This is a genomic window from Cedecea neteri NBRC 105707 = ATCC 33855 (assembly GCF_001571265.1).
GTDB lineage: Bacteria > Pseudomonadota > Gammaproteobacteria > Enterobacterales > Enterobacteriaceae > Cedecea > Cedecea neteri.
The window spans coordinates 73,470-96,368 of record NZ_BCTL01000001.1; the positions used below are offsets into that span (position 1 = coordinate 73,470).

20 protein-coding genes are annotated in these 22,899 nt (G+C 55.3%); 10 read left to right on the plus strand and 10 right to left on the minus strand.

What is annotated here, in order from left to right:
* Positions 1 to 248: 248 nt before the first annotated feature.
* The 6 genes from aspS to ruvB all read left to right on the plus strand — a co-directional run bounded on the left by aspS (position 249) and on the right by ruvB (position 5,613).
* Positions 249 to 2,021: an aspartate--tRNA ligase gene (gene aspS, locus CNE01S_RS00370; RefSeq protein WP_061272179.1), complete on the plus strand. Its 1,773-nt coding sequence runs from the start codon at positions 249 to 251 to the stop codon at positions 2,019 to 2,021.
* The gene (nudB, locus tag CNE01S_RS00375) at positions 2,021 to 2,464 is read left to right on the plus strand and encodes a dihydroneopterin triphosphate diphosphatase (protein ID WP_061272181.1); all 444 of its coding nucleotides are present in this window, start codon (positions 2,021 to 2,023) and stop codon (positions 2,462 to 2,464) included. The genes aspS and nudB overlap by 1 nt, the downstream gene beginning before the upstream one ends.
* A gap of 23 nt (positions 2,465 to 2,487) precedes the next feature.
* Entirely contained in the window at positions 2,488 to 3,228 is a 741-nt protein-coding gene (locus CNE01S_RS00380; protein ID WP_038481812.1) for a YebC/PmpR family DNA-binding transcriptional regulator, read from the plus strand.
* Between the two features lie 150 nt (positions 3,229 to 3,378).
* The gene (gene ruvC, locus CNE01S_RS00385) at positions 3,379 to 3,900 is read left to right on the plus strand and encodes a crossover junction endodeoxyribonuclease RuvC (RefSeq protein WP_016536954.1); all 522 of its coding nucleotides are present in this window, start codon (positions 3,379 to 3,381) and stop codon (positions 3,898 to 3,900) included.
* 82 nt (positions 3,901 to 3,982) lie between these two features.
* Positions 3,983 to 4,594 carry a Holliday junction branch migration protein RuvA gene (gene ruvA, locus CNE01S_RS00390; RefSeq protein WP_008453936.1) on the plus strand — a complete coding sequence of 204 codons (612 nt, stop codon included), beginning with the start codon at positions 3,983 to 3,985 and terminating at the stop codon, positions 4,592 to 4,594.
* A gap of 8 nt (positions 4,595 to 4,602) precedes the next feature.
* On the plus strand, positions 4,603 to 5,613 hold the full coding sequence (gene ruvB / locus CNE01S_RS00395) for a Holliday junction branch migration DNA helicase RuvB (protein ID WP_061272184.1): 1,011 nt from the start codon (positions 4,603 to 4,605) through the stop codon (positions 5,611 to 5,613).
* A gap of 55 nt (positions 5,614 to 5,668) precedes the next feature.
* Here ruvB and znuB read toward each other — a convergent pair whose 3' ends face one another.
* Entirely contained in the window at positions 5,669 to 6,454 is a 786-nt protein-coding gene (gene znuB, locus CNE01S_RS00400; RefSeq protein ID WP_061272186.1) for a zinc ABC transporter permease subunit ZnuB, read from the minus strand.
* Complete coding sequence (gene znuC / locus CNE01S_RS00405) at positions 6,454 to 7,206, minus strand: zinc ABC transporter ATP-binding protein ZnuC (protein ID WP_061272188.1); 753 nt, start codon at positions 7,204 to 7,206, stop codon at positions 6,454 to 6,456. The genes znuB and znuC overlap by 1 nt, the downstream gene beginning before the upstream one ends.
* 79 nt (positions 7,207 to 7,285) lie before the next feature.
* Between znuC and znuA the strand changes: the two genes are divergently transcribed.
* The 3 genes from znuA (at position 7,286) to lpxM (ending at position 10,672) form a co-directional block, all read left to right on the plus strand.
* Entirely contained in the window at positions 7,286 to 8,230 is a 945-nt protein-coding gene (gene znuA, locus CNE01S_RS00410) for a zinc ABC transporter substrate-binding protein ZnuA (protein ID WP_061272190.1), read from the plus strand.
* A gap of 15 nt (positions 8,231 to 8,245) precedes the next feature.
* A complete protein-coding gene (mepM, locus tag CNE01S_RS00415; protein WP_072279067.1) occupies positions 8,246 to 9,568 on the plus strand; it encodes a murein DD-endopeptidase MepM in 1,323 nt (440 codons plus the stop codon).
* A 123-nt stretch (positions 9,569 to 9,691) separates the two neighbouring features.
* Positions 9,692 to 10,672, plus strand: a complete 981-nt coding sequence (gene lpxM / locus CNE01S_RS00420; RefSeq protein WP_061272196.1) for a lauroyl-Kdo(2)-lipid IV(A) myristoyltransferase — start codon at positions 9,692 to 9,694, stop codon at positions 10,670 to 10,672.
* A gap of 55 nt (positions 10,673 to 10,727) precedes the next feature.
* Here the strand turns inward: lpxM and msrA are convergent, their stop codons facing one another.
* From msrA to CNE01S_RS00460, 8 genes are all read right to left on the minus strand, one after another.
* Complete coding sequence (msrA, locus tag CNE01S_RS00425) at positions 10,728 to 11,447, minus strand: peptide-methionine (S)-S-oxide reductase MsrA (RefSeq protein WP_061272197.1); 720 nt, start codon at positions 11,445 to 11,447, stop codon at positions 10,728 to 10,730.
* A gap of 16 nt (positions 11,448 to 11,463) precedes the next feature.
* On the minus strand, positions 11,464 to 13,224 hold the full coding sequence (locus CNE01S_RS00430; protein ID WP_245874417.1) for a cytochrome c biogenesis protein DipZ: 1,761 nt from the start codon (positions 13,222 to 13,224) through the stop codon (positions 11,464 to 11,466).
* 197 nt (positions 13,225 to 13,421) lie between these two features.
* A complete protein-coding gene (locus CNE01S_RS00435; RefSeq protein WP_061272198.1) occupies positions 13,422 to 14,417 on the minus strand; it encodes a FecCD family ABC transporter permease in 996 nt (331 codons plus the stop codon).
* 4 nt (positions 14,418 to 14,421) lie between these two features.
* A complete protein-coding gene (locus CNE01S_RS00440; protein WP_061272201.1) occupies positions 14,422 to 15,177 on the minus strand; it encodes a class I SAM-dependent methyltransferase in 756 nt (251 codons plus the stop codon).
* Positions 15,170 to 16,144, minus strand: coding sequence for an ABC transporter substrate-binding protein (locus CNE01S_RS00445; protein ID WP_082763176.1), 975 nt, complete (start codon positions 16,142 to 16,144; stop codon positions 15,170 to 15,172). The genes CNE01S_RS00440 and CNE01S_RS00445 overlap by 8 nt, the downstream gene beginning before the upstream one ends.
* Complete coding sequence (locus tag CNE01S_RS00450) at positions 16,135 to 18,240, minus strand: TonB-dependent siderophore receptor (protein WP_245874420.1); 2,106 nt, start codon at positions 18,238 to 18,240, stop codon at positions 16,135 to 16,137. Before CNE01S_RS00450 ends, CNE01S_RS00445 begins: the two co-directional genes overlap by 10 nt.
* A gap of 221 nt (positions 18,241 to 18,461) precedes the next feature.
* Positions 18,462 to 19,904, minus strand: a complete 1,443-nt coding sequence (pyk, locus tag CNE01S_RS00455; protein WP_061272202.1) for a pyruvate kinase — start codon at positions 19,902 to 19,904, stop codon at positions 18,462 to 18,464.
* Positions 19,905 to 20,032: 128 nt separating this feature from the next.
* Complete coding sequence (locus CNE01S_RS00460; RefSeq protein ID WP_061272204.1) at positions 20,033 to 20,902, minus strand: MurR/RpiR family transcriptional regulator; 870 nt, start codon at positions 20,900 to 20,902, stop codon at positions 20,033 to 20,035.
* 376 nt (positions 20,903 to 21,278) lie between these two features.
* Here CNE01S_RS00460 and zwf point away from each other — a divergent pair, with 376 nt between their 5' ends.
* Complete coding sequence (zwf, locus tag CNE01S_RS00465; RefSeq protein WP_008453964.1) at positions 21,279 to 22,754, plus strand: glucose-6-phosphate dehydrogenase; 1,476 nt, start codon at positions 21,279 to 21,281, stop codon at positions 22,752 to 22,754.
* The last annotated feature ends 145 nt before the right edge of the window (positions 22,755 to 22,899 follow it).

Consider the following 22,899-nt stretch of genomic DNA (forward strand, 5'->3'; position numbering starts at 1 on the left):
GGGTTTAGGGTCAATACCTTACGCTGGAAGCCAGGTTGCTGAGTTTACAAATTTTGTTAATTTTTGTGAGAATCTGCAATACCGGCGCTGTGATTCGCGCCAGTCGGCGGTTTCGGGGTTATCGCCAGCCATTATTTCCAGTATAATAGCCCCCTTTTTTCATCCAGTTGTGACAGTCGAAATAGCTGCCACCAAAGCGCCTGCCGTCGCAGGTGGCGGGTCGCGTGCAGCTGATTAAGGGATATCTCATGCGTACAGTATATTGCGGGCAGCTCAATCAATCCCATGTGGGACAGCAAGTAACGCTTAGTGGGTGGGTCAATCGACGCCGTGACCTCGGTAGCCTTATCTTTATTGATATGCGCGATCGTGAAGGCATCGTGCAGGTGTTTTTCGACCCGGACCGTCAGGAAGCGTTCCAGCTCGCCTCTGAACTGCGTAATGAGTTCTGTATTCAGGTTGTTGGCACCGTGCGTGCTCGCGACGAGCGCAACGTTAATAAAGATATGGCGACCGGCGAAGTGGAAGTGTTTGCCACCGAACTGACCATCATCAACCGCTCTGACGTGCTGCCGCTGGACTCCAACCACGTTAATACCGAAGAAGCGCGCCTGAAGTACCGTTACCTGGATCTTCGCCGTCCAGAAATGGCTCAGCGCCTGAAAACTCGCGCAAAAATTACCAGCTTCGTGCGCCGCTTTATGGACGACCACGGTTTCCTCGATATCGAAACCCCGATGCTGACCAAAGCCACGCCTGAAGGCGCACGTGACTATCTGGTGCCTTCCCGCGTACACAAAGGCAAGTTCTACGCGCTGCCGCAGTCTCCTCAGCTGTTCAAACAGCTGCTGATGATGTCCGGTTTTGACCGCTACTATCAGATTGTTAAGTGTTTCCGTGACGAAGACCTGCGTGCTGACCGTCAGCCAGAATTTACCCAGATCGACGTAGAAACTTCCTTCATGACCGCGCCGCAGGTGCGTGAGGTGATGGAAGATCTGGTGCGCAAACTGTGGATCAACACCATTAACGTTGACTTGGGCGACTTCCCGGTGATGACTTTCGCCGAAGCTGAACGTCGCTATGGTTCCGACAAGCCGGACCTGCGTAACCCGCTGGAGCTGGTGGATGTGGCTGACCTGGTTAAAGACGTTGAGTTTAAAGTCTTCTCCGGCCCGGCAAACGACGCGAAAGGCCGCGTTGCCGCGCTGCGTGTGCCGGGTGGCGCACAGATTAGCCGTAAACAGATTGACGACTACGGCAAGTTCATTGAAATTTACGGCGCTCGTGGCCTGGCGTACATCAAGGTTAACGAACGTGCGAAAGGCATTGAAGGAATCACCAGCCCGGTGGCGAAATTCCTGAACGCGGACATCGTAGAAGCTATCCTGGCCCGTACCGGTGCCGCTGACGGCGACATGATCTTCTTCGGCGCTGACAGCAAGAAAGTCGTTGCCGATGCGCTGGGTGCGCTGCGCCTGAAAATCGGTAAAGACCTGCAGATTACCGATGAGAAAAAATGGGCGCCGCTGTGGGTGGTTGACTTCCCAATGTTTGAAGATAACGGTGAAGGCGGCCTGACCGCGATGCACCACCCGTTCACCGCGCCGAAAGACATGACGCCGGAAGAACTGGCGGCGCAGCCGGAAACCGCGATTGCCAATGCCTACGATATGGTTATCAACGGCTACGAAGTGGGCGGCGGGTCCGTGCGTATCCACCGTGGCCAGATGCAGCAGACCGTGTTCGGCATTCTGGGCATTAACGAACAGGAACAGCGCGAGAAATTCGGCTTCCTGCTGGACGCGCTGAAGTACGGTACGCCGCCTCATGCAGGCCTGGCGTTTGGTCTGGATCGCCTGACCATGCTGCTGACCGGCACCGACAACATCCGTGACGTTATTGCCTTCCCGAAAACCACGGCTGCCGCCTGTCTGATGACCGAAGCGCCAAGCTTCGCTAACCCGGCTTCGCTCGCGGAGTTGGGGATTGAAGTCATCAAAAAGGCAGAGAAAAACTGATGCCTTATAAGCGTCCCGTTTCGGTTCTGGTTGTCATTTACGCAGAAGATACGAAGCGGGTGCTGATGTTACAGCGGCGCGACGATCCTGATTTCTGGCAGTCGGTTACCGGCAGCCTGGAGGAAGGGGAAAGCGCGCTGCATGCCGCACAGCGTGAAGTAAAGGAAGAGGTCGCTATCGACGTGCTCAATGAGCCGCTGCCGCTAGTTGACTGCCAGCGCTGCGTGGAGTTTGAGATATTTACTCATTTGCGTCATCGCTATGCGCCGGGGATTACGCGCAATACGGAATCGTGGTTCTGTCTTGCGCTGCCTCATGAACGCCAGATTACGATTACCGAACATCTGGCCTGGAAATGGGTGTCCGCCGAAGAGGCGGCCCTGATGACCAAGTCATGGAGCAACCGGCAGGCGATTGAAGAGTTTGTAATTGATGCCGCCTGATACAGGCGCTTTTGGAGATTGTTATGGCAGGTCATAGTAAGTGGGCCAACACGAAACACCGCAAAGCGGCACAGGATGCCAAGCGCGGTAAGATTTTCACCAAAATTATTCGCGAGCTGGTGACGGCTGCCCGTCTGGGCGGCGGTGACGCTGGGTCTAACCCGCGTCTGCGCGCAGCTATCGATAAAGCGCTGTCTAACAACATGACGCGCGATACCCTGAACCGTGCCATTGCACGCGGCGTGGGTGGCGATGATGACGCGAACATGGAAACCATCATTTATGAAGGTTACGGTCCTGGCGGTTCAGCCGTCATGGTTGAATGCCTGAGCGACAACCGCAACCGTACCGTGGCCGAAGTGCGACACGCGTTCAATAAATGCGGCGGTAACCTGGGCACCGACGGCTCCGTCGCCTATCTGTTCAGCAAGAAAGGCATTATCTCCTTCGAAGCGGGCGATGAAGACCAGATCATGGAAGCGGCGCTGGAAGCCGGTGCTGAAGACGTTGTGACCTTTGACGACGGCGCAATTGACGTTTACACCGCTTGGGAAGAAATGGGTGCCGTGAGAGACGCTCTGGAAGCGGCTGGCCTGAAGGCTGACAACGCAGAAGTCTCCATGATCCCTTCGACCAAAGCAGACATGGATGCGGACACCGCACCTAAGCTGATGCGTCTGATCGACATGCTGGAAGACTGCGACGACGTGCAGGAGGTTTACCACAATGGTGAGATCTCCGACGAGGTGGCGGCTCTCCTTTAATACCCGTCATTTTTCAGCCCACAGATGCGTTGGCTCTCCTCGCTTACCCCAGTCACGTAGTTTATCTACGCTCCTGGGGATGCGCTGCGTAGCCGCCTTTCTGTGAGCTGAAATATTTAGGGTATCGTCTTTACCTGATTGAGAGGTTTAATGGCGATTATTCTCGGCATCGACCCGGGGTCACGCGTCACAGGTTATGGCGTTATTCGCCAGACCGGGCGGCAGCTAACCTATCTGGGCAGCGGCTGCATCCGAACGCAGGTCGCCGACTTGCCCTCGCGCCTGAAGCTTATCTACGCGGGGGTGAGCGAAATCATTACCCAGTTCCAGCCCGAGTATTTTGCCATTGAGCAGGTATTTATGGCGAAAAACGCGGATTCCGCGCTTAAGCTGGGGCAGGCGCGCGGCGCGGCCATTGTCGCTGCGGTGAATGCTGACCTGCCGGTATTTGAGTACGCGGCGCGTCAGGTAAAGCAAACCGTGGTGGGCATAGGCAGCGCGGAGAAAAGCCAGGTGCAGCACATGGTGCGCACGTTGCTTAAGCTCCCGGCCAACCCGCAGGCGGATGCGGCGGATGCGCTGGCCATCGCCATTACGCACTGCCACGTTACGCAAAACGCGGCCCAGATGAGCGAGTCGCGGCTCAACCTTGCGCGGGGACGATTAAAATAATTAAGGCTGGATATCTATCCAGCCTTTTTTATATCATAGGCTGAATTTTTCGCGCATCAACGCTAATACGCAGGAGCACAATGTGATAGGTCGACTCAGAGGCATCGTTCTGGAAAAGCAGCCCCCACTGGTATTGCTGGAAACCAACGGCGTAGGCTACGAGGTTTATATGCCAATGACCTGCTTCTACGAGCTGCCGGACATTGGCAAAGAAGCGGTGGTGTTCACTCAGTTCGTGGTGCGTGAAGACGCTCAGCTGCTCTACGGGTTTAACAATAAGCAGGAACGTACGCTGTTCCGCGAGCTGATTAAAGTCAACGGCGTGGGGCCAAAGCTGGCGCTGGCTATTCTCTCCGGGATGTCGGCTCAGCAGTTCGTGAATGCCGTTGAACGCGAAGAAATCGGCTCCCTGATCAAGCTACCGGGCGTGGGTAAGAAAACCGCCGAGCGCCTGATTGTTGAGATGAAAGACCGCTTCAAAGGCATGCACGGCGACCTGTTTACGCCGGCGGCAGATTTGGTGCTGACTTCGCCGGATAACGGCCAGGCGGATGACGCGGAACAGGAAGCCGTTGCCGCACTCGTTTCTCTGGGCTATAAACCACAGGAAGCAAGCCGTATGGTCAGCAAAGTCGGCCGTGCCGGTGCCGACAGCGAAACCCTGATCCGCGAAGCGCTCCGCGCGGCGCTATGAGGTAGAGGATGATTGAAGCAGACCGCCTGGTATCGCCAGGAAATATTACCCCGGACGAGTTAATCGATCGTGCGATCCGCCCGAAGCTGCTCGAAGAGTATGTCGGGCAGCCGCATGTGCGTTCGCAGATGGAAATTTTCATCCAGGCGGCCAAGCTGCGCGGCGACGCGCTCGATCACCTGTTGATTTTTGGCCCTCCGGGGCTGGGGAAAACCACCCTGGCTAACATCGTTGCCAACGAAATGGGTGTTAACCTGCGCACCACGTCTGGCCCGGTGCTGGAAAAAGCCGGTGATTTGGCGGCAATGCTGACCAATCTTGAACCCCATGACGTGCTGTTTATCGATGAGATTCACCGTCTTTCTCCGGTGGTTGAAGAGGTGCTGTATCCGGCGATGGAGGACTATCAGCTGGATATCATGATTGGCGAAGGCCCGGCAGCACGTTCGATTAAAATCGATCTGCCGCCGTTTACGCTGATTGGCGCCACCACGCGCGCGGGCTCTCTGACTTCGCCGCTGCGTGACCGTTTCGGCATTGTGCAGCGGCTGGAGTTTTATCAGGTGGCCGATCTGCAGCATATTGTCGGGCGCAGCGCCAGCGTGCTTGGGCTGGAGATGAGCGATGATGGCGCCCTGGAGGTTGCCCGCCGCGCACGCGGTACGCCACGTATTGCTAACCGCCTGCTGCGCCGCGTGCGAGACTTTGCCGAAGTGAAGCACGACGGGGCGATTACGGCAGAAATAGCGGCGCAGGCGCTGGATATGCTTAACGTCGACAGCGAAGGTTTCGACTATATGGACCGCAAGCTGCTGCTGGCGGTTATCGACAAGTTCCTTGGCGGCCCGGTTGGGCTGGACAACCTTGCCGCAGCCATCGGTGAGGAGCGTGAGACGATTGAAGACGTGCTGGAGCCTTTCCTGATTCAGCAGGGTTTTCTGCAGCGAACGCCGCGTGGACGTATCGCCACGCCACGCGCCTGGACGCACTTTGGCATTGTGCCACCGGCTCAGCCGTAGTTTTCACCCTAATAAAAAAGGCGCCCTGGGCGCCTTTTTTGTCTCAAAGCAAACCTTATGCAGGCTGTTTCTTTGCCATGCTGAGGATAAACAGTACCGCAGCAGCCAGCACAACGGACGGGCCGGCCGGGGTATCGTAAAGCGCCGAGAAAGCCAGTCCACCGGTAACGGCAATCATACCAATCAGGACCGCAAAGCCCGCCATTTGCTCAGGCGTACGTGCGAAACGACGTGCCGTTGCCGCCGGGATAATCAGTAAAGAGGTAATGATCAGCGCCCCGACAAACTTCATTGCGACACCGATGGTTAATGCCGTCACCAGCATCAGCAGCATTTTCACTCGCTGCAGATTCACGCCATCGACGTGGGCGAGGTCCGGGCTGATGGTCATTGCCAGCAGGTTACGCCACTGCCATGCCAGTACGCCAAGCACGACGGCAACGCCTGCGGCAATGGAGATAATGTCCGGCGGCGTAACTGACAGTAAATCCCCGAACAGGTAGGCCATCAGGTCGACACGTACGTTAGACATCAGGCTGACCACCACCAGACCGAGCGACAGGGCGCTGTGCGCCATAATACCCAGCAGAGTATCAATGGCGAGGTGAGGGCGCTTTTCAAGCCAGACCAGGCCAATGGCAAGCAACAACGTCACCGCGATAACGGCATAGAACGGATTAACGTTAAGCAGCAGGCCAAACGCCACGCCCAACAGAGAAGCATGTGCCAGCGTGTCGCCGAAGTAGGACATACGGCGCCAGACCACAAACGAACCCAGTGGCCCCGCCGCGCAGGCGAGCAAAATGCCGGCCAGCCAGCCGGGCAACAACAATTCAAGCATTACTGTCCATTCCCTCTGCGCAGAACGATGCGACCCTGCAGATCGTGCCGATGATTATGATGGTGGCGATAAATACCCAACTGTTCGGCACCGATTGGCCCAAACATCGAGATAAATTCAGGGTGGGTGGAAACGACTTCAGGCGTGCCGGAGCAGCAAATATGGTGATTCAGACACAGCACTTCATCTGTTTTTGCCATAACGAGGTGAAGGTCATGAGAAACCATCAGCACCGCGCAGTTCAGCTCCTGACGAAGCTGGTCAATCAAATTGTAAAGCGCGAGCTGACCGTTGACGTCCACGCCCTGGGTGGGTTCATCCAGCACCAGCAGATGAGGCTCATTAAGCAGCGCTCGCGCCAGCAGGACGCGCTGATTTTCGCCGCCAGAAAGTTTTTGCATTGGAGCATCAACCAGGTGCGCCGCCTGCACGCGTTTCAGCGCCGGAAGAATGTCTGCTTTTTTTACTCCCGGACGGAGTCGCAGGAAGCGACTCACCGTCAGCGGTAGCGTGGCATCCAGGTGTAATTTTTGCGGCACATAGCCGATGCGCAGATGCTGGTCGCGTTTAATGACGCCATGATCGGGCGTGACCAGCCCGAGCACGACACGAACTAAGGTGGATTTGCCGGCACCGTTTGGGCCCAGCAGCGTAAGAATGCGGCCTGGTTTTAGCGCAAGTGAGATATCGGACAGCACTCGTCGCTGGCCGAAAGAGACCGAGATATTTTCCAGTTCAACCAAATTTGTCATGACAATTTCAAGGGTTGCATAAGTTAGCGGATGTTATAATATCACAATTATTCTGGTTATCACGATGATAAGTTGCATTATGTTACATAAAAAGACACTTCTTTTCGCTGCATTTTCCGCCGCCCTTTGGGGTTCTGCTGTTACCGGCGCCAACGCCGCCGTCGTTGCCTCCATTAAACCGCTGGGCTTTATCGCCTCCGCCATTGCTGACGGGGTGACTAGCACAGAAGTATTGCTGCCTGATGGCGCCTCTGAACACGATTACGCGCTGCGTCCTTCCGACGTAAAACGCTTACAGGGCGCGGACTTAGTTGTTTGGGTTGGGCCTGAAATGGAAGCCTTTATGCAGAAGTCCGTGCGCCAGCTACCCGAGCAAAAACAGCTTGAACTGGCGGCGCTTGCCGGCGTGAAACCGCTGCTAATGAAAGGCGGTGATGACGATGACCATGAGCACGGTGATGAACACGATCATGGCGCAAAGAGTGACGCAGATCACCATCACGGTGAATACAACTTGCACATTTGGCTCTCCCCAGAGGTGGCGCGGCTGTCGGCGGTTGCAATCCACGATAAATTAGTGGAACTTATGCCCGAAAATCGAGCCAAACTTGACGCCAACCTGAAAGATTTCGAGTCAGGCTTAGCCGACGCCGATAAACAGGTGGGTTCCGTGCTGGCACCGCTGAAAGGAAAAGGGTATTTCGTTTTTCATGACGCCTATGGCTACTTTGAAAAGCATTACGGTTTAACGCCGCTTGGCCACTTTACCGTTAACCCTGAAATACAGCCTGGTGCACAGCGTTTACATGAAATTAGAACACAGTTGGTTGAGCATAAAGCGGTTTGCGTTTTTGCTGAGCCACAATTCAGGCCAGCGGTTATTAACGCCGTTGCCAGAGGCACTAACGTTCGCTCCGGCACCTTAGATCCTCTGGGAATTGAAGTCGCACTGGGTAAAAACAGCTACATGCAGTTTATGACCAGCCTTGCGAACCAGTATGCGAGCTGCCTGAAAGGAGATTAACGAGGAAGTGAATACGTGCAACAGATAGCCCGCTCTGTCGCCATGGCATTTGACAATCTATCACGACCCCATCGCGTTATGCTGGGGTCGCTTACGGTTCTCACTCTGGCGGTCGCGGTATGGCGACCGTCAATTTACCATCCGCAGTCCAGTCCGATAATCAAGACTATCGAACTTCAAAAAAGCGAAATTCACTCGCTGCTGCCGGAAGCCAGCGAACCCCTTGATCAGTCCCCGGACGCCGAAGATGACACCCTGCCTCAGGATGAGCTGGACGATAAAACCTCCGGTGAAGCCGGCGTTCATGAATATGTTGTTTCCACAGGCGATACGCTAAGCAGCATTCTTAATCAGTATGGTATCGAGATGGGTGACATCAGCCAGCTCGCTTCCGCTGATAAAGATCTGCGAAACATGAAAATTGGTCAGCAGCTCTCCTGGACGCTGACTGCCGATGGTGATTTGCAGCGTCTGACGTGGGAGATGTCGCGCCGCGAAACGCGCACCTACGATCGTACTGATAACGGTTTCAAAATGACCAGCGAAACCCAGCAGGGCGATTGGGTTAACAGCGTGCTGAAGGGCACGGTGGGCGCAAGCTTTGTTTCCAGCGCGCGCGATGCCGGTTTGACCAGCGCCGAAATAAGCTCTGTTATCAAGGCGATGCAGTGGCAGATGGACTTCCGTAAACTCAAGAAGGGCGATGAGTTCTCCGTACTGATGTCCCGCGAAATGCTGGCCGGCAAGCGCGAGCAAAGCCAGCTGGTTGGCGTGCGCCTGCGCAGCGACGGCAAAGATTACTATGCCATTCGTGCAGAAGACGGCAAGTTCTACGATCGTAACGGCTCTGGCCTGGCCAAAGGCTTTATGCGCTTCCCTACCGTGAAGCAATTCCGCGTGTCGTCGAACTTCAATCCACGTCGTCTTAATCCCGTTACTGGTCGCGTCGCGCCGCATAAAGGCGTTGATTTTGCGATGCCACAGGGAACGCCGGTGCTGGCCGTCGGGGATGGTGAAGTTGTCATGGCGAAGCGCAGCGGTGCGGCCGGATTCTTTGTTGCCATCCGCCATGGCCGCACTTATACCACCCGCTACATGCACCTCAAGAAACTGTTGGTGAAGCCTGGTCAGAAAGTGAAGCGCGGTGACCGTATTGCTCTGTCGGGTAATACCGGGCGTTCTACTGGCCCGCATCTGCACTATGAAGTGTGGATCAACCAGCAGGCGGTTAACCCGCTGACGGCCAAGCTGCCGCGTTCTGAAGGCCTGACCGGCTCCGATCGCAGTGATTACCTGGCGCAGGTGAAAGAGGTTCTGCCGCAGCTGCGCATCGACTGATTGTGTCCTTTGACGAAAAGCCGGTTCTTGTGACCGGCTTTTTCTTTTGTCTGCCGGCCGCTGCCCCGCTAAAATAACGATAAATTCGTCTCGTCAGCCTGCTGGCGAACTACTGAGAGCCGCATGGAAAAAGCAAAAAAAAACCACAGTGAGTTTATCCCTGAATTTCAAAAAGCCTTTTTGCACCCGCGTTACTGGGGAGCATGGCTTGGCGTTGGCGCCTTCGCCGGGCTGGCGCTTCTTCCTCCGGGGCTCCGTGATCCTTTGCTGGGTAAACTTGGGCGTTTAGCGGGCCGTTTGGGCAAAAGCGCTCGACGCCGGGCGCAAATTAACCTGTTGTACTGCTTCCCGGAAATACCGGAAGACCAGCGCGAGGCCATCATTGACCGTATGTTTGCCACCGCGCCACAGGCAATGGTGCTGATGGCTGAATTGGGGCTACGCGACCCGAAGAAGGTCATGGCGCGTGTGGACTGGCACGGAAAAGAGATCGTGGACGAAATCCGTGCGAAAGGCGAGAACGTGATTTTCCTGGTGCCGCACGGCTGGGCCGTAGATATCCCGGCCATGCTGATGGCCTCCGAAGGCCAGAAAATGGCGGCGATGTTCCACAATCAGGGCAACCAGCTGTTCGACTATGTCTGGAATACCGTCCGTCGCCGCTTTGGGGGCCGTATGCACGCCCGTAACGACGGCATAAAACCGTTTATCAGCTCGGTGCGTCAGGGCTATTGGGGCTACTATCTTCCGGACCAGGATCACGGGCCTGAACACAGCGAATTCGTTGATTTCTTTGCCACTTATAAGGCGACGCTGCCGGCCATTGGCCGCCTGATGAAAGTGTGTCGTGCGCGAGTCGTCCCGCTGTTCCCGGTCTATAACAGCGACACGCATCGGCTGGATATTTTTATCCGCCCGCCGATGGATGACCTGCTGGAAGCCGATGACCATACCATCGCCCGGCGAATGAACGAAGAAGTGGAATTGCTGGTGGGCCCGCATCCGGAGCAATATACCTGGATCCTCAAACTCCTGAAGACCCGCAAAGAGGGCGAGACAGAGCCATATTGCCGGGATGAGCTTTACCCGAAAAAGAAAAAATAGCGCCTACCGCGCAATGGAAAACCGCGCCACTGTATTTTACTGGCGCGGTTTTTTTTCATCCTTTTACCAGCACCGGATCTTTGTTCCATAGCGCCGGGAAGAGCTGTTTAAGCTGTTCTACTTTCGGAATATCGTTGATGGCGATGTAAGGGTAGTTTGGGTTGTCATTGAGGAAATTCTGGTGATATTTCTCCGCCGGGTAGAACTGAGCATGCTCTTCCACCGTGGTGACCAGCGGAGCAGCAAACTTATGGCTGGCGTTAAGCTGCGTGATATACGCTTTGGCGACTTTCGCCTGTGATTCGCTGAGCGGGAAAACGGTAGAGCGATATTGTGTCCCGTAGTCCGGCCCCTGATGGTTTAGCTCCGTTGGGTTGTGCGCGACGGAAAAAAAGACCTGCAATAGCTGGCCGTAGGTCACTTTAGTTGGGTCAAAAATAACCTGCACGGATTCGGCGTGCCCGGTCATGCCCATGCTTACAGTTTCATAATTCGCCGTCCGTGCTTTACCGCCCGTATAGCCAGATATTGCGCTGGTCACGCCTTTTACATGCTGAAATACGCCCTGAACACCCCAGAAACACCCCCCGGCAAAGACGGCGGTTTCTAGATGTGCGCCCGAGGTTGACTCGTCCTGCAATGGCGCAGGAATCGCCACCGCACGCTCGGCTTCGGACCAGGCCGTATTCTGAAAGACAAGCGCCGCAATGATAAGCACGGGCGCGCTTAACAAGGCTACCCGGCGCCTGGTGGAAGAAAATAGTGTCGTTTTCATCTTGATGCTCTCCCGGTTAACCGAATGTGAAGGCATAGGCGTTCACGCCCGCATCTTCAAACTCAATGCTGAAGGTATGTTCGCCGCTGCCGCTCGACTGGCGAATCAGTTGGTAAAGGCGCTGTTCCGTCACCGTGCCGCTGCCGTCCGGGGCAATGTCTGACCCGTGGACGCTGCCTGGCGCCTGACCGTCGAGGGTGACTTTAAAATGTACCGGCTTGCCTTCTGCACCCGGGCCGAGGACGAGGTGCAGATCGCGGGCATGGAACTGGTAAACAATGCGGCCATTCGGACGATTAAGCGTGATGTTCTCCCCGCCGATGGTCCAGTTACCTTCGAGTCCCCAGCTATCCAGAGGCAGTGCGGAAGGTTTTTTGTAGTCTGCCGGTTTGTCTCCGGTGACTTCGCCAGAGGCAAAGTTCTGCGCCCGCATATAGCCGAGATAGGTTTCTGGAGAGATGTCATTCTGGCCGCTGGCCGCCTGTTCTACGCCGCTGGCAGAAACGGTGCTGATGCCGCTGTTAACATTTTTAGCGCCCGCCTGGCGCAGCAGTTCCTGAATGACGCGTTCGGATTGTGCATAATCGCCTTCGCCAAAGTGCTCGTAGCGAATGTGGCCGCTGGCATCGATAAAGTAGTGCGCAGGCCAGTACTGGTTATTGAACGCCCGCCAGATGCTGTAATCGTTATCAATGGCGATGGGATAAGTAACCCCCAGTTTTTTCGCCTCTTTGGTGACGTTATTGACGTCACGCTCAAAGGCAAACTCCGGCGCGTGGACGCCAATCACCACCAGACCCTGATCGCGGTATTTTTCGGCCCAGGCTTTCACATAAGGCAGCGAGCGCAGGCAGTTAATGCAGGAGTAAGTCCAGAAATCCACGAGGACGACTTTGCCTTTCAGCGATTCTGCGGTGAGAGGAGGCGAGTTTAGCCACTGCGTTGCGCCGTTAAGCGAAGGCATTACGCCAGCATCGGTTAGGGTTGGAATGGCGTCGTCATCTGACGTTTTCACCACGGAGGCGGGCGAGGGGGCATTGGCCGTGGTGCTGTCCGGGGAGAGGCGTTTCACCAGCGCTTGTTCAATGCCGCCGGTGGAGGCCGTTGACAGCCGGGCCAGCACGCCAGTATCTAAGCCAAAGGAAATAGCGACGACGCCCAGTAACATCCCAGCGCCCAGAATTCGACGGATCCACTCCCCAACGCCCAGAGAGCGTTTCATGGCGCTGAATACTTTGCCGCCGATCAGAAGCGCCAGCGCCAGCGAGGTGGCCGCGCCTGCGGCATAGGCCAACAGCAGCAGCGTGGAACCTACGTTTGCCCCCTGCAGGGCTGCGCCGGTCAGCACCAGCCCCAGAATGGGACCAGCGCAGGGTGCCCAAAGCAGCCCGGTGGCAATGCCGAGTAAAAATGAAGCGCCTGGACCCGCTGGCTGGCCCGGAGCCACACGGTTAGAGAGTGAGTTCCCCACGTTAACCAGAGGGTGCATTATGCGCTCGGCTAGGCGAGGAAACAGCAGCGTGATGCCGAAAACGGCCATCAATACCAGTGCAATGCCGCGACCATATTGGTTAGCCGCGACGACCCAGCCGCCCCCGACGGCTGCCAGAGTAGCGAATAGCGTGAAAGTTAACGCCATGCCCGCCAGAAGCGGAAGCCCTGTGCGGACAAACGGCTGGTCGGATCGTGCGAAGACAAACGGCAGTACCGGCAGGATACAAGGGCTGGCAATGGTTAACAGGCCGCCCAGATAAGCAAGAATAATGACCAGCATCATGATGTTCCTGTATCAGAGAGAGAACGGAGAGCCGGGCGGAAATGACGGGGCTCCTCATGCATATATGCCTGCACTTTATAAAGAGAATACTCACTAAATCCTCTTCAAGAGTTAACAATTTCGTGACAACTTTAACGGTGGCAGCGTAAGTGCCCAGGGGAAAGCGCAGCCTGGCCGGAACCATCCTGCGCGGAGAATTAAGGGGGCGGGCGACGGCGAAGAGCTAAAAGAAATACCGGCACGCCGATAAGCGCCGTGATGACGCCGGGAGGAAGTTCTCTGGGGGCAAATAGCGTACGAGCCAGCGTATCGGACACTAGCGTCAGCATCGCACCACAGAGAATGCTGGCGGGCAAAGTCCATTGATGACGATTGCCGATTATCATTTTTGCCAGGTGGGGAACGGTCAGTCCGACAAAGCCAATTGCGCCGCAAAACGACACCAGGGTAGCAGTGAGCAGCGTGATGGCCAGGTAGAGTGATATTTGCAGGGCGAAAACGTTCACGCCCAGGCCCTTAGCGGCCAAATTTCCCAGCGCCATAACATTCAACGTTGGGGACATCGCCAGGCAAAGCGTCCCCACAAAGAATAGCGCGGCGGCACAGATAGCCACCTGTGGCCATGTCGCTTGTCCAAACGCACCCAGTAGCCAGAAGGTAAAGCCACGCGAGGTTGTCGCATCGGTTTGCCAGAAGACGATTAATGAGGTGATTGCGCTGAGCAATTGCCCAATCGCCACGCCGGAGAGCATAAACCGGGCCGGCTGCATAATGGTTCGTCCGGCGAGCAGCAAAACCAGCCCAAAAGCTGCCAGAGCCCCGATAAAAGCCCCGCCGGGCATGGCCGTTAGCAGCGGCTGAACGCCGAGGGCGATAATGGTGACGGCCCCCAGACCCGCTCCGGAAGAAATACCCAGCAGCCAAGGGTCGGCCAGCGGGTTTCGGGTCAGGGTCTGAAGTACGGCGCCTGCGAGCGCCAGGCCGCCGCCGCAGACCATCGCCAGCAGCGCTCTGGGCAAGCGTAGTGACCAGACTATCTTCTGGTATAGCGCCAGTCGCGGCTCTTCAACGGGAGCCAAATGTAGAAGCTGAATGACTTCGCTCAGGGATAACGTCACGGCCCCAAAGCGCAGGCTGTAAATCAGCACAAACAGAGATGCCACACCGCACAGCAGCAGGCGCAATGGCAGCATGTGCTTATTTCCAACCGGCAATCAGGTAATCGTCCATGAGCTGCCACAGCGTACCTGTTTCGCTGAAACCAGCCTGACTGAGGCTTGCCAACTGAAAGGCCAGCGTCGTTGAGGGGGGAACCGGGCGGCCTGCGAAAACGGCTTCACGGGCAGGGATCAGGTCGGCAATTTCTGGTATTTCTTTAGCAAGGGTGAACCATCTGTCCCAGTCAACTACGCCTTTATCCCATGCCAGCTGTTGAGTTCGGGCATCATGACGCTCGCTGACGGCTTTTTTATTGCCGTCTGCCGGGTTAAAGCGCTGGTGGTCAGCGTTGAGAAATATGCCGTTATCGGCAAGCAATTTCAGGATCTCACCGTGCAGGATGTGCTGTCTGTCCGGCATAAGCCAGTGCAGCGCCGTGCTCGAGACGATGGCATCCGGGCGAGGACCAATTATTTTGTCCTGCCAGGCTGGTGTGGCCAGGTCGGCAGAAAGAATACGCACTCGATCGTCATAACCGGCAAGCGTTTCGCGGGCGATGGCTAACATCACGGGATCAACATCCACGGCGGTAACGTGTGCTGCAGGAAACCTTTCAAGAAGGCGTTTTGTAAGGGATCCAGGCCCACAGCCAAGCTCGAGCAGCGAGAATTCTCCCTTGAACTGTAAGGCAAGCGTATCCATCAGGGCGTCGAAGCGAGCTTCCCTGCTGGCAATATAAGCGCTTTGCTGCTGGTCCCAGAGGGTGACAAGAGTATTCCATGTGGTGTTAGTCATGATTTTCCTTGGTAGAAAGTGAGGTGATAAGCCTGTCCAGTGCGTCCACTGAGCGGATTGAGGGATCCATGTCATAGCCTGGCAGGATGATAAATTTTTTTTCTTTCACGGCGCGAAGGCCTGAGGTCAGGGGAAAGTGTTCGAGGAAGGCTATTTTATCTTTAGCGCTGTCACCGGTACTGCCGCGAGGCAAATCGGCCAGCACCAGAATATCCGGGTCCCGACGGGCTATTTCTTCCCAGGCGACGTTTGGCCATAGCGCAGAGATGTCCGAGAAAATATTGCGGTTGCCGCTTTCTTTGCTCAGCATGTCCGGCACGCCACAGCAGCCTGCAACATACGGCGAGTCGGTGCCGGAATACCACCAGAGCAGGCGAGCCGGAGCCAATTTGGCGGCGCGTTGGCGCAGGGTTGCAAGGTGTTCTTCTTCCCGGCTAACCAGCGCCTGTCCCCGTTCCTCAAAATGCATAATTTTGGCCAGATCTTTTATTTCTTGAAACAAAACGGCGAAGCTGATTCTTTCCTTCGGCGCGCTCTGCTGGCCGCTACAGGCGCCGGGAGAGAGCCAGCTTGATATTCCCCAGCCTGTGATTTGATCCCGGCTTGCCCCTTCCGGGGACCAAAACCAGTACCAGCTTGAGGAGTAGATCATTTCGGGGCGCAGCATCAGCAGCGCCTCGGCGGAAATAAGCCCAGTCCGGGCAACGACGGGTAATGACAGGGCATTACGCGCAGAAAAGCCCATAGGATCTTTGGCCGGGTCATAGCCCACGACGCCAACAATTTCCTGGCGTATGCCCAGTGCCAGAAGGTTTTCCAGAGCAGGATTGCCATAAACGACGATGCGCGTGGGTACGGAGGTCATTGTTTGCGGCACACCGCAATTGGTCACCGTGACGGCCGAAGAACCAGATGAAAAGAGAAGACCTGCAGCCGCCAACATAAAAGCCTTCAGCATTAGAACCATACCGTTATCCAGCCTTCCCAGGTGCGTGAAGGGGCGATCAGGGCCTGGCCGTCGTAAGTGCGCTGATAGGAGTAGAACGTATCGGTCAGGTTGCGAACCCGCGTTCCCAGGCTAACTTTGGGCGTCAGCTGATATTCTGCCGCCAGATCCAGCGTGATGTAGTCGTCCATCTTTTTAGCATTGCGGCTGTCGTTGTAGCTGCTGCCGACGTAGCGCAAATCACTCCTCAAGCTGAGCGGAGCGAGGGGATGCCAGGTCAGCGCCAGATTGCTGGTCCAGGTCGGGACGTAAGCGGGCTGGTTGCCGTCCAGGTTTTCAGGTGGGGAGCCTGCACTAAAACTATCGAACCTTGCATGAGTCCATGCCACGTTGCCCGTCACCTCCCAGCGATCGGTTGGCCGGGCCGTGGCTGACAGCTCAATACCCTGTGAAGTTTGTTGCCCTATAGCCAGGAGTTCGCCTGGCGTGGTGGCTGAAGGGGTAAAGAGATTCTTCTTGCGCAACTGGTAGAGGGCAAGATTAACGGATGCTTTATTATCCCAGAACCGACTCTTAATGCCGGTTTCCCATTGTTGTGACTGGGTGAGCGGCAAATGAGTTTGATCTGCACTGAGGAAGAAAATGTCGCTGCCAGCTTCCTTGCCGTTGGCGTAGCTGGCATAGAGCGTTGTATCGTCGCTGATATCCCAGTTCAGGCCGATACCGGCGTTAATGAAGCTGCGATTTTGACTTTCGCTGCGAGCCGGAGCGAAGTAATGCCAGTCCATATCCAGTCGCGTAAATCGCAGCTGGTTGAGCAGGCTGAGGCCGTCGGTCAGTTGCAGGCTGTCTTCTATAAAGACCGCATACTGGCGCTGGGTGACCTTGCTCCATGGGGCGCGGCTAATACTTGTTTCGGCGCTAAATGGTTCACGTGGCGGATTGAATAAAGGGACATCCTGCGAGCCGGGAAATCCGTTTTTTTGGTAGTCGAAACGGCTGGTTTGCAGCTCAATTCCGCCGACCATTCGGTTATCAAGGCCCAGTAAGGTGTGGTCTATTGAGACGCTTGAGCGGTTGGCCAGCAGCGTATTTTTATGACTTAAGTCACCCCAGGAGTCACGATTGACGGTGTCCGGAGAGGCTGCATTGTAGCGATAGCGCTCAACGTTATGCCAGAAGCGATAGCCGTTGTAATACCAGGTGTGGTTCTTAAAGGTTATGCCTGGGGCGATAGTCGTGTCGAGCACAGCCTGCAATGCAGTAGCATGGCTGGCAATTCTGGCATCGGTCAGATTGTTATAGTTAATACCGCGCAGCCGTTCCTGCGCCTTGCCTTCAATCAGCGGCGTTCCGAAGTAAGGGTTGTCGCTGCTGTTATTCATTCTGTCGCCGTAAAGCGTCAGAGTGGTTTCGTCAGCAAGGCGGAACAGCAGCGAGCCGCTGACTCTGGACTGCCGGTTGCGTTCATGCTGAACCTGGCTGTGCCCTTCGCTACCCGAAGCATCAAGACGCCAGGCTACCTTGTCCTCAATCAGCGTCCCCCCCGCTCCGCCCTGCAAGGACTGGGTACTGTAACTACCCACTTGGTAGCGGAGCATGGCGGGGGAGTCAACAAAGCTGGGTTGATGTGACACAAGGTTGACGCTACCGGCGGTTGCGCTCAGGCCATTCAGCGCGGAACCCGGGCCGTGCAAAATATCCACCTGCTGATAGTGGGCTGGATTGCCAAGTTGCAGCGTACTGCCGGGCATTTCCAGCCCGTCCAGCAGCCAGCTTATGGGCATAAAACCACGCAGAGAAAAACTGTTGGAAAGCGTAGGGGAGGCCACGCCGGACATCCCGGCGGCGTGACTGACCGTTTCGGCAAGCGTGCGGTCACCCTGCGCGACGATTTGTTTTTGTGAAAAGGTTTCCACATACCGCGGTGTTTCTTTGTCAGTCAGGCCCAGGCGTGAGGCCGTGCCGCTGGCGGGTGGCCGCTCCGCAGGGGCCTGGCTTACTACCGTGATGTTTTCTTCACACGATGCCGTCTTGCAGTCTGCGGCAAAAAGCGGATGAGAAATAAGCGCCAGAAACACGCCAGGATATAAGAGGTTGCGTTTGATTTTCATCATGTCTGTGGGTACTCAAAATGAACGTGCCTGTTCAGAAATTGGCGAAATAGAAAGTCTGATTATGTCAGTTTGTTATGTTATAACGTATCATTGTGGGTGGCTATAAAATTAAAACGATGAACTCAGTGTGGATTTACTGGCGGGTGTTGGTGCGGGAAATAAAAAAGCCGCAACGGGAGGTTGCGGCTTTGTCGGGTTTACCCGGTTAGGGTTTGCGTGGATTATTCCACGCAGAGGATGCGGGTAGTGTTGGTGGTGCCAATGGTGCTCATCACGTCGCCCTGGGTCACGATGACCAGGTCGCCGGAGATCAGATAGCCCTTATCGCGCAGCAGGTTTACCGCATCGTTGGCGGCGACAACGCCTTCGTTCACACTATCAAAGTAGACCGGCGTTACGCCACGGTACAGCGAGGTCAGGTTCAGCGTACGTTCGTGCCGGGACAGCGCAAAGATAGGCAGGCCGGAGCTGATGCGAGACGTCATCAGCGCGGTACGGCCGGACTCGGTCATAGAAATGATGGCGGTAACCCCTTTGAGGTGGTTAGCGGCATACATCGCGGACATCGCGATGGCTTCTTCAACGTTATCGAACTGCACGTCCAGGCGGTGTTTAGACACGTTGATGCTTGGAATTTTTTCCGCACCCAGGCAAACGCGCGCCATTGCCGCCACGGTTTCTGCCGGGTACTGACCTGCCGCAGTTTCTGCAGACAGCATCACCGCATCGGTGCCGTCCAGCACGGCGTTTGCCACGTCCATGACTTCCGCACGGGTTGGCATTGGGTTGGTGATCATCGACTCCATCATCTGGGTGGCGGTGATCACGGCGCGATTCAGCTTACGCGCGCGGCGAATGAGGGTTTTCTGGATGCCGACCAGCTCCGGGTCGCCGATTTCGACGCCGAGGTCACCTCGGGCAACCATCACCACGTCAGAGGCGAGAATAATGTCGTCCATTGCGGCTTCGTCGCAGACGGCTTCCGCACGCTCAACTTTCGCCACAATTTTCGCATCGCAGCCCGCATCACGCGCCAGGCGACGGGCGTAGTTCAAATCTTCACCGCAGCGTGGGAAGGAGACGGCCAGATAATCAACGCCGATTTTGGCCGCGGTCACGATGTCCGCTTTGTCTTTATCGGTCAGCGCCTCGGCTGACAGGCCGCCGCCCAGCTTGTTGATCCCTTTGTTGTTGGATAGCGGGCCGCCTACGGTCACTTCGGTAAACACTTTCAGGCCCTGGACTTCCAGCACTTTGAGCTGCACGCGACCATCGTCGAGCAGCAGAATGTCTCCTGGCACAACGTCGGCCGGCAGGCCTTTATAGTCGATGCCCACTTTCTCTTTGTCGCCTTCGCCTTTTCCAAGGTTGGCGTCCAACAGGAATTTATCGCCAAGGTTGAGGAATACTTTGCCTTCTTTAAAGGTCGATACGCGAATTTTAGGGCCTTGCAAATCGCCGAGGATCGCCACATGACGCCCCAGTTTTGCGGCAATCTCACGCACTTTATCCGCACGCAGTTGGTGATCTTCAGGTGAACCGTGGGAGAAGTTCATTCGCACCACGTTAGCGCCGGCGGCAATAATTTTTTCTAAATTATTATCGCGGTCGGTTGCCGGGCCTAAGGTGGTAACGATTTTGGTTCTACGTAGCCGTCTGGACATGTATTACTCCGTTGACTGAAACAACTTGGTGTTGCGTGAACAAAAAACTCGGTAGGTCAGGGTGCGCTGTGAACACCCATGACAACGTAACCGAACAGCCTAATAAGTTACAACTTTGTTATCAAAAATTAACGTTGATCGCCTGAGAGAAGGCGTTCTTTATCAAAGCGCGATTCTTTGAGCGCTTCCTTGACTCGCTTCAAGTTATCCCTGAATTTTGCCCCTCGACGCAAAGTAAAGCCCGTCGCCAGCACGTCAATGACGGTAAGCTGCGCCAGGCGAGACACCATAGGCATATAAATATCAGTATCTTCTGGCACATCCAGCAGCAGAGAAAGCGTCGCCTCACGGGCAAGCGGGCTGCCCTCAGAGGTGATGGCGAGCACAATGGCATCGTTTTCACGGGCTAACTGCGCCAGCTCAACCAGATTTTTAGTCCGGCCGGTGTGAGAGATAAGCACCACCACATCCTGCTCGGTACAATTCATACAACTCATACGTTGCATAACAACGTCATCTGAGTAAATCACCGGGACATTAAAGCGGAAAAACTTATTGGTTGCGTCATGTGCGACGGCAGCGGAAGAACCGAGCCCAAAGAAGGCAATTTTCTTTGCCTGAGTAAGCAAATCGACGGCCCGGTTCACCGCAGACATATCCAGTGACTGACGAACCCGATCAAGGCTCGCCATGGCGGATTCAAATATCTTACCGGTATAGGACTCGACGCTATCATCTTCATCAACATTCCGGTTTACATACGGTGTGCCATTCGCCAGACTCTGAGCTAAGTGCAGTTTAAAATCTGGGAAGCCCTTGGTTTCAAGACGACGGCAAAAGCGGTTCACGGTGGGCTCGCTGACGTCAGCGCTGCGGGCAAGCGTAGCGATACTGGAGTGAATGGCGTCCTGAGGCGCAGCAAGAATCACTTCTGCGACTTTGCGTTCCGATTTGCTAAGGTGTTCCAGCTGTAACTGGATTTTTTCCAGCATATTCATAAAGGCGGGCACTCATGGGTTTTAGCGATTTCAGCAACAGAAGAAATCGTGGGCCGATTTAGCAAGAATATACTCTTGCTAAAATGTGATAGGGCGAGTCGCCGGAGTAATGTTGTTGTTTTTTTTCATTACATGATCGGTGTCTAACTTTGGCAACGGTTACATCGCGCAAAAAAACGTCATTAAATGACGCTTTAGTGCGGCATTGTGGGAAAAGTTAGCAATTGAGGCGGTCAAACCGGGGTTAACGGTTGTCCTCAATTCAGCAAAAGCAGTACATTGCAGCGTAATAAAATTACAAGACGTGCCTGGCTTAATGCTATCCGTGCCCCTGAGGGCCGGTAAAAGCCGGGATATCCGAAACGAGGAGACAAACATGGCGGTAACGCAAACAGCCCAGGCGTGCGATCTGGTCATTTTCGGTGCAAAAGGCGACCTGGCGCGCCGGAAACTGTTGCCATCCCTGTATCAGCTGGAAAAAGCAGGTCAAATCCACCCGGAGACCCGTATTCTGGGTGTTGGCCGCGCAGAGTGGGATAAAGAGGCATACACCAAAGTTGTCCGCGAAGCCCTCGAAACCTTCATGAAAGAGAAGATTGACGAGAGCCTGTGGGACAAACTAAGCGGTCGTCTGGATTTCTGTAACCTGGACGTCAATGACACCTCTGCTTTTACTAAGCTGGGCAAAATGCTCGACCAGCAGAATCGGGTTACTATCAACTATTTCGCCATGCCGCCAAGCACCTTTGGCGCCATCTGCAAAGGGTTAGGTAAAGCGAAACTTAACGCCAAGCCTGCTCGTGTCGTCATGGAAAAACCCCTCGGGACTTCCCTGGAAACTTCCCAGCAGATCAACGATCAGGTGGGTGAGTTCTTTGAAGAGTGCCAGGTTTACCGTATCGACCACTACCTGGGTAAAGAAACCGTTCTTAACCTGCTGGCGCTGCGTTTTGCCAACTCCCTGTTCGCGAACAACTGGGACAACCGCACTATCGATCACGTAGAAATCACCGTGGCCGAAGAGGTGGGGATTGAAGGCCGCTGGGGTTACTTCGATCAGGCCGGGCAGATGCGCGACATGATTCAAAACCACCTGCTGCAAATCCTGTGCATGATTGCCATGTCTCCCCCGTCTGACCTGACCGCTGACCATATCCGCGATGAGAAGGTGAAGGTTCTGCAGTCGCTGCGCCGCATTGATCGCACCAATGTGCGGGATAAAACCGTGCGCGGTCAGTACACCGCTGGCTTTGCGCAGGGCAAGAAAGTGCCGGGTTACCTGGAAGAAGAGGGCGCGAACAAATCCAGCGCCACCGAAACCTTCGTGGCTATTCGCGTAGATATCGACAACTGGCGCTGGGCCGGCGTGCCGTTCTATCTGCGTACCGGGAAACGTCTGCCGACCAAATGTTCAGAAGTCGTTGTGTACTTCAAAAACCCTGCACTGAATCTGTTTAAAGATTCCTGGCAGGAATTGCCGCAGAACAAGCTGACTATTCGTCTGCAGCCGGATGAAGGCGTGGATATCCAGATCCTGAACAAAGTCCCGGGCCTGGAGCACAAGCATAACCTGCAAACCACCAAGCTGGATCTGAGCTACTCCGAGACCTTCAACGAGTCTCATCTGGCGGATGCCTATGAACGTCTGCTGCTGGAAACCATGCGGGGCATTCAGGCGCTGTTTGTTCGTCGTGATGAAGTGGAAGAGGCGTGGAAATGGGTAGACTCCATTACCGAAGCCTGGGCTGCGGATAACGATGCGCCAAAACCATACCAGGCCGGAACCTGGGGGCCGGTGGCTTCCGTGGCGATGATTACCCGTGACGGTCACTCATGGAACGAATTTGAGTAACAGGTCGTGAACATAACCGGTAAAACGTCACTAACAAATGTTCCTCATTTTACCGGTAACATGATCTAACACAGAAGTGGCATAGTTTTTTATGAATAATAGCCCCGCGTGGATTCACCCGCGGGGCTTTTTTATTTACACTAGC

Coding starts and splice junctions, on each gene's coding strand:
- zwf (WP_008453964.1), top strand. CDS start 21,279: ATGGCGGTAACGCAAACAGCCCAGGCGTGCGATCTGGTCATTTTCGGT.
- ruvB (WP_061272184.1), top strand. CDS start 4,603: ATGATTGAAGCAGACCGCCTGGTATCGCCAGGAAATATTACCCCGGAC.
- lpxM (WP_061272196.1), top strand. CDS start 9,692: ATGGAAAAAGCAAAAAAAAACCACAGTGAGTTTATCCCTGAATTTCAA.
- pyk (WP_061272202.1), bottom strand. CDS start 19,904: ATGTCCAGACGGCTACGTAGAACCAAAATCGTTACCACCTTAGGCCCG.
- CNE01S_RS00460 (WP_061272204.1), bottom strand. CDS start 20,902: ATGAATATGCTGGAAAAAATCCAGTTACAGCTGGAACACCTTAGCAAA.
- ruvC (WP_016536954.1), top strand. CDS start 3,379: ATGGCGATTATTCTCGGCATCGACCCGGGGTCACGCGTCACAGGTTAT.
- CNE01S_RS00445 (WP_082763176.1), bottom strand. CDS start 16,144: ATGGTTCTAATGCTGAAGGCTTTTATGTTGGCGGCTGCAGGTCTTCTC.
- znuC (WP_061272188.1), bottom strand. CDS start 7,206: ATGACAAATTTGGTTGAACTGGAAAATATCTCGGTCTCTTTCGGCCAG.
- znuA (WP_061272190.1), top strand. CDS start 7,286: ATGTTACATAAAAAGACACTTCTTTTCGCTGCATTTTCCGCCGCCCTT.
- aspS (WP_061272179.1), top strand. CDS start 249: ATGCGTACAGTATATTGCGGGCAGCTCAATCAATCCCATGTGGGACAG.
- msrA (WP_061272197.1), bottom strand. CDS start 11,447: ATGAAAACGACACTATTTTCTTCCACCAGGCGCCGGGTAGCCTTGTTA.
- CNE01S_RS00430 (WP_245874417.1), bottom strand. CDS start 13,224: ATGATGCTGGTCATTATTCTTGCTTATCTGGGCGGCCTGTTAACCATT.
- CNE01S_RS00440 (WP_061272201.1), bottom strand. CDS start 15,177: ATGACTAACACCACATGGAATACTCTTGTCACCCTCTGGGACCAGCAG.
- CNE01S_RS00435 (WP_061272198.1), bottom strand. CDS start 14,417: ATGCTGCCATTGCGCCTGCTGCTGTGCGGTGTGGCATCTCTGTTTGTG.
- CNE01S_RS00380 (WP_038481812.1), top strand. CDS start 2,488: ATGGCAGGTCATAGTAAGTGGGCCAACACGAAACACCGCAAAGCGGCA.
- nudB (WP_061272181.1), top strand. CDS start 2,021: ATGCCTTATAAGCGTCCCGTTTCGGTTCTGGTTGTCATTTACGCAGAA.
- CNE01S_RS00450 (WP_245874420.1), bottom strand. CDS start 18,240: ATGATGAAAATCAAACGCAACCTCTTATATCCTGGCGTGTTTCTGGCG.
- znuB (WP_061272186.1), bottom strand. CDS start 6,454: ATGCTTGAATTGTTGTTGCCCGGCTGGCTGGCCGGCATTTTGCTCGCC.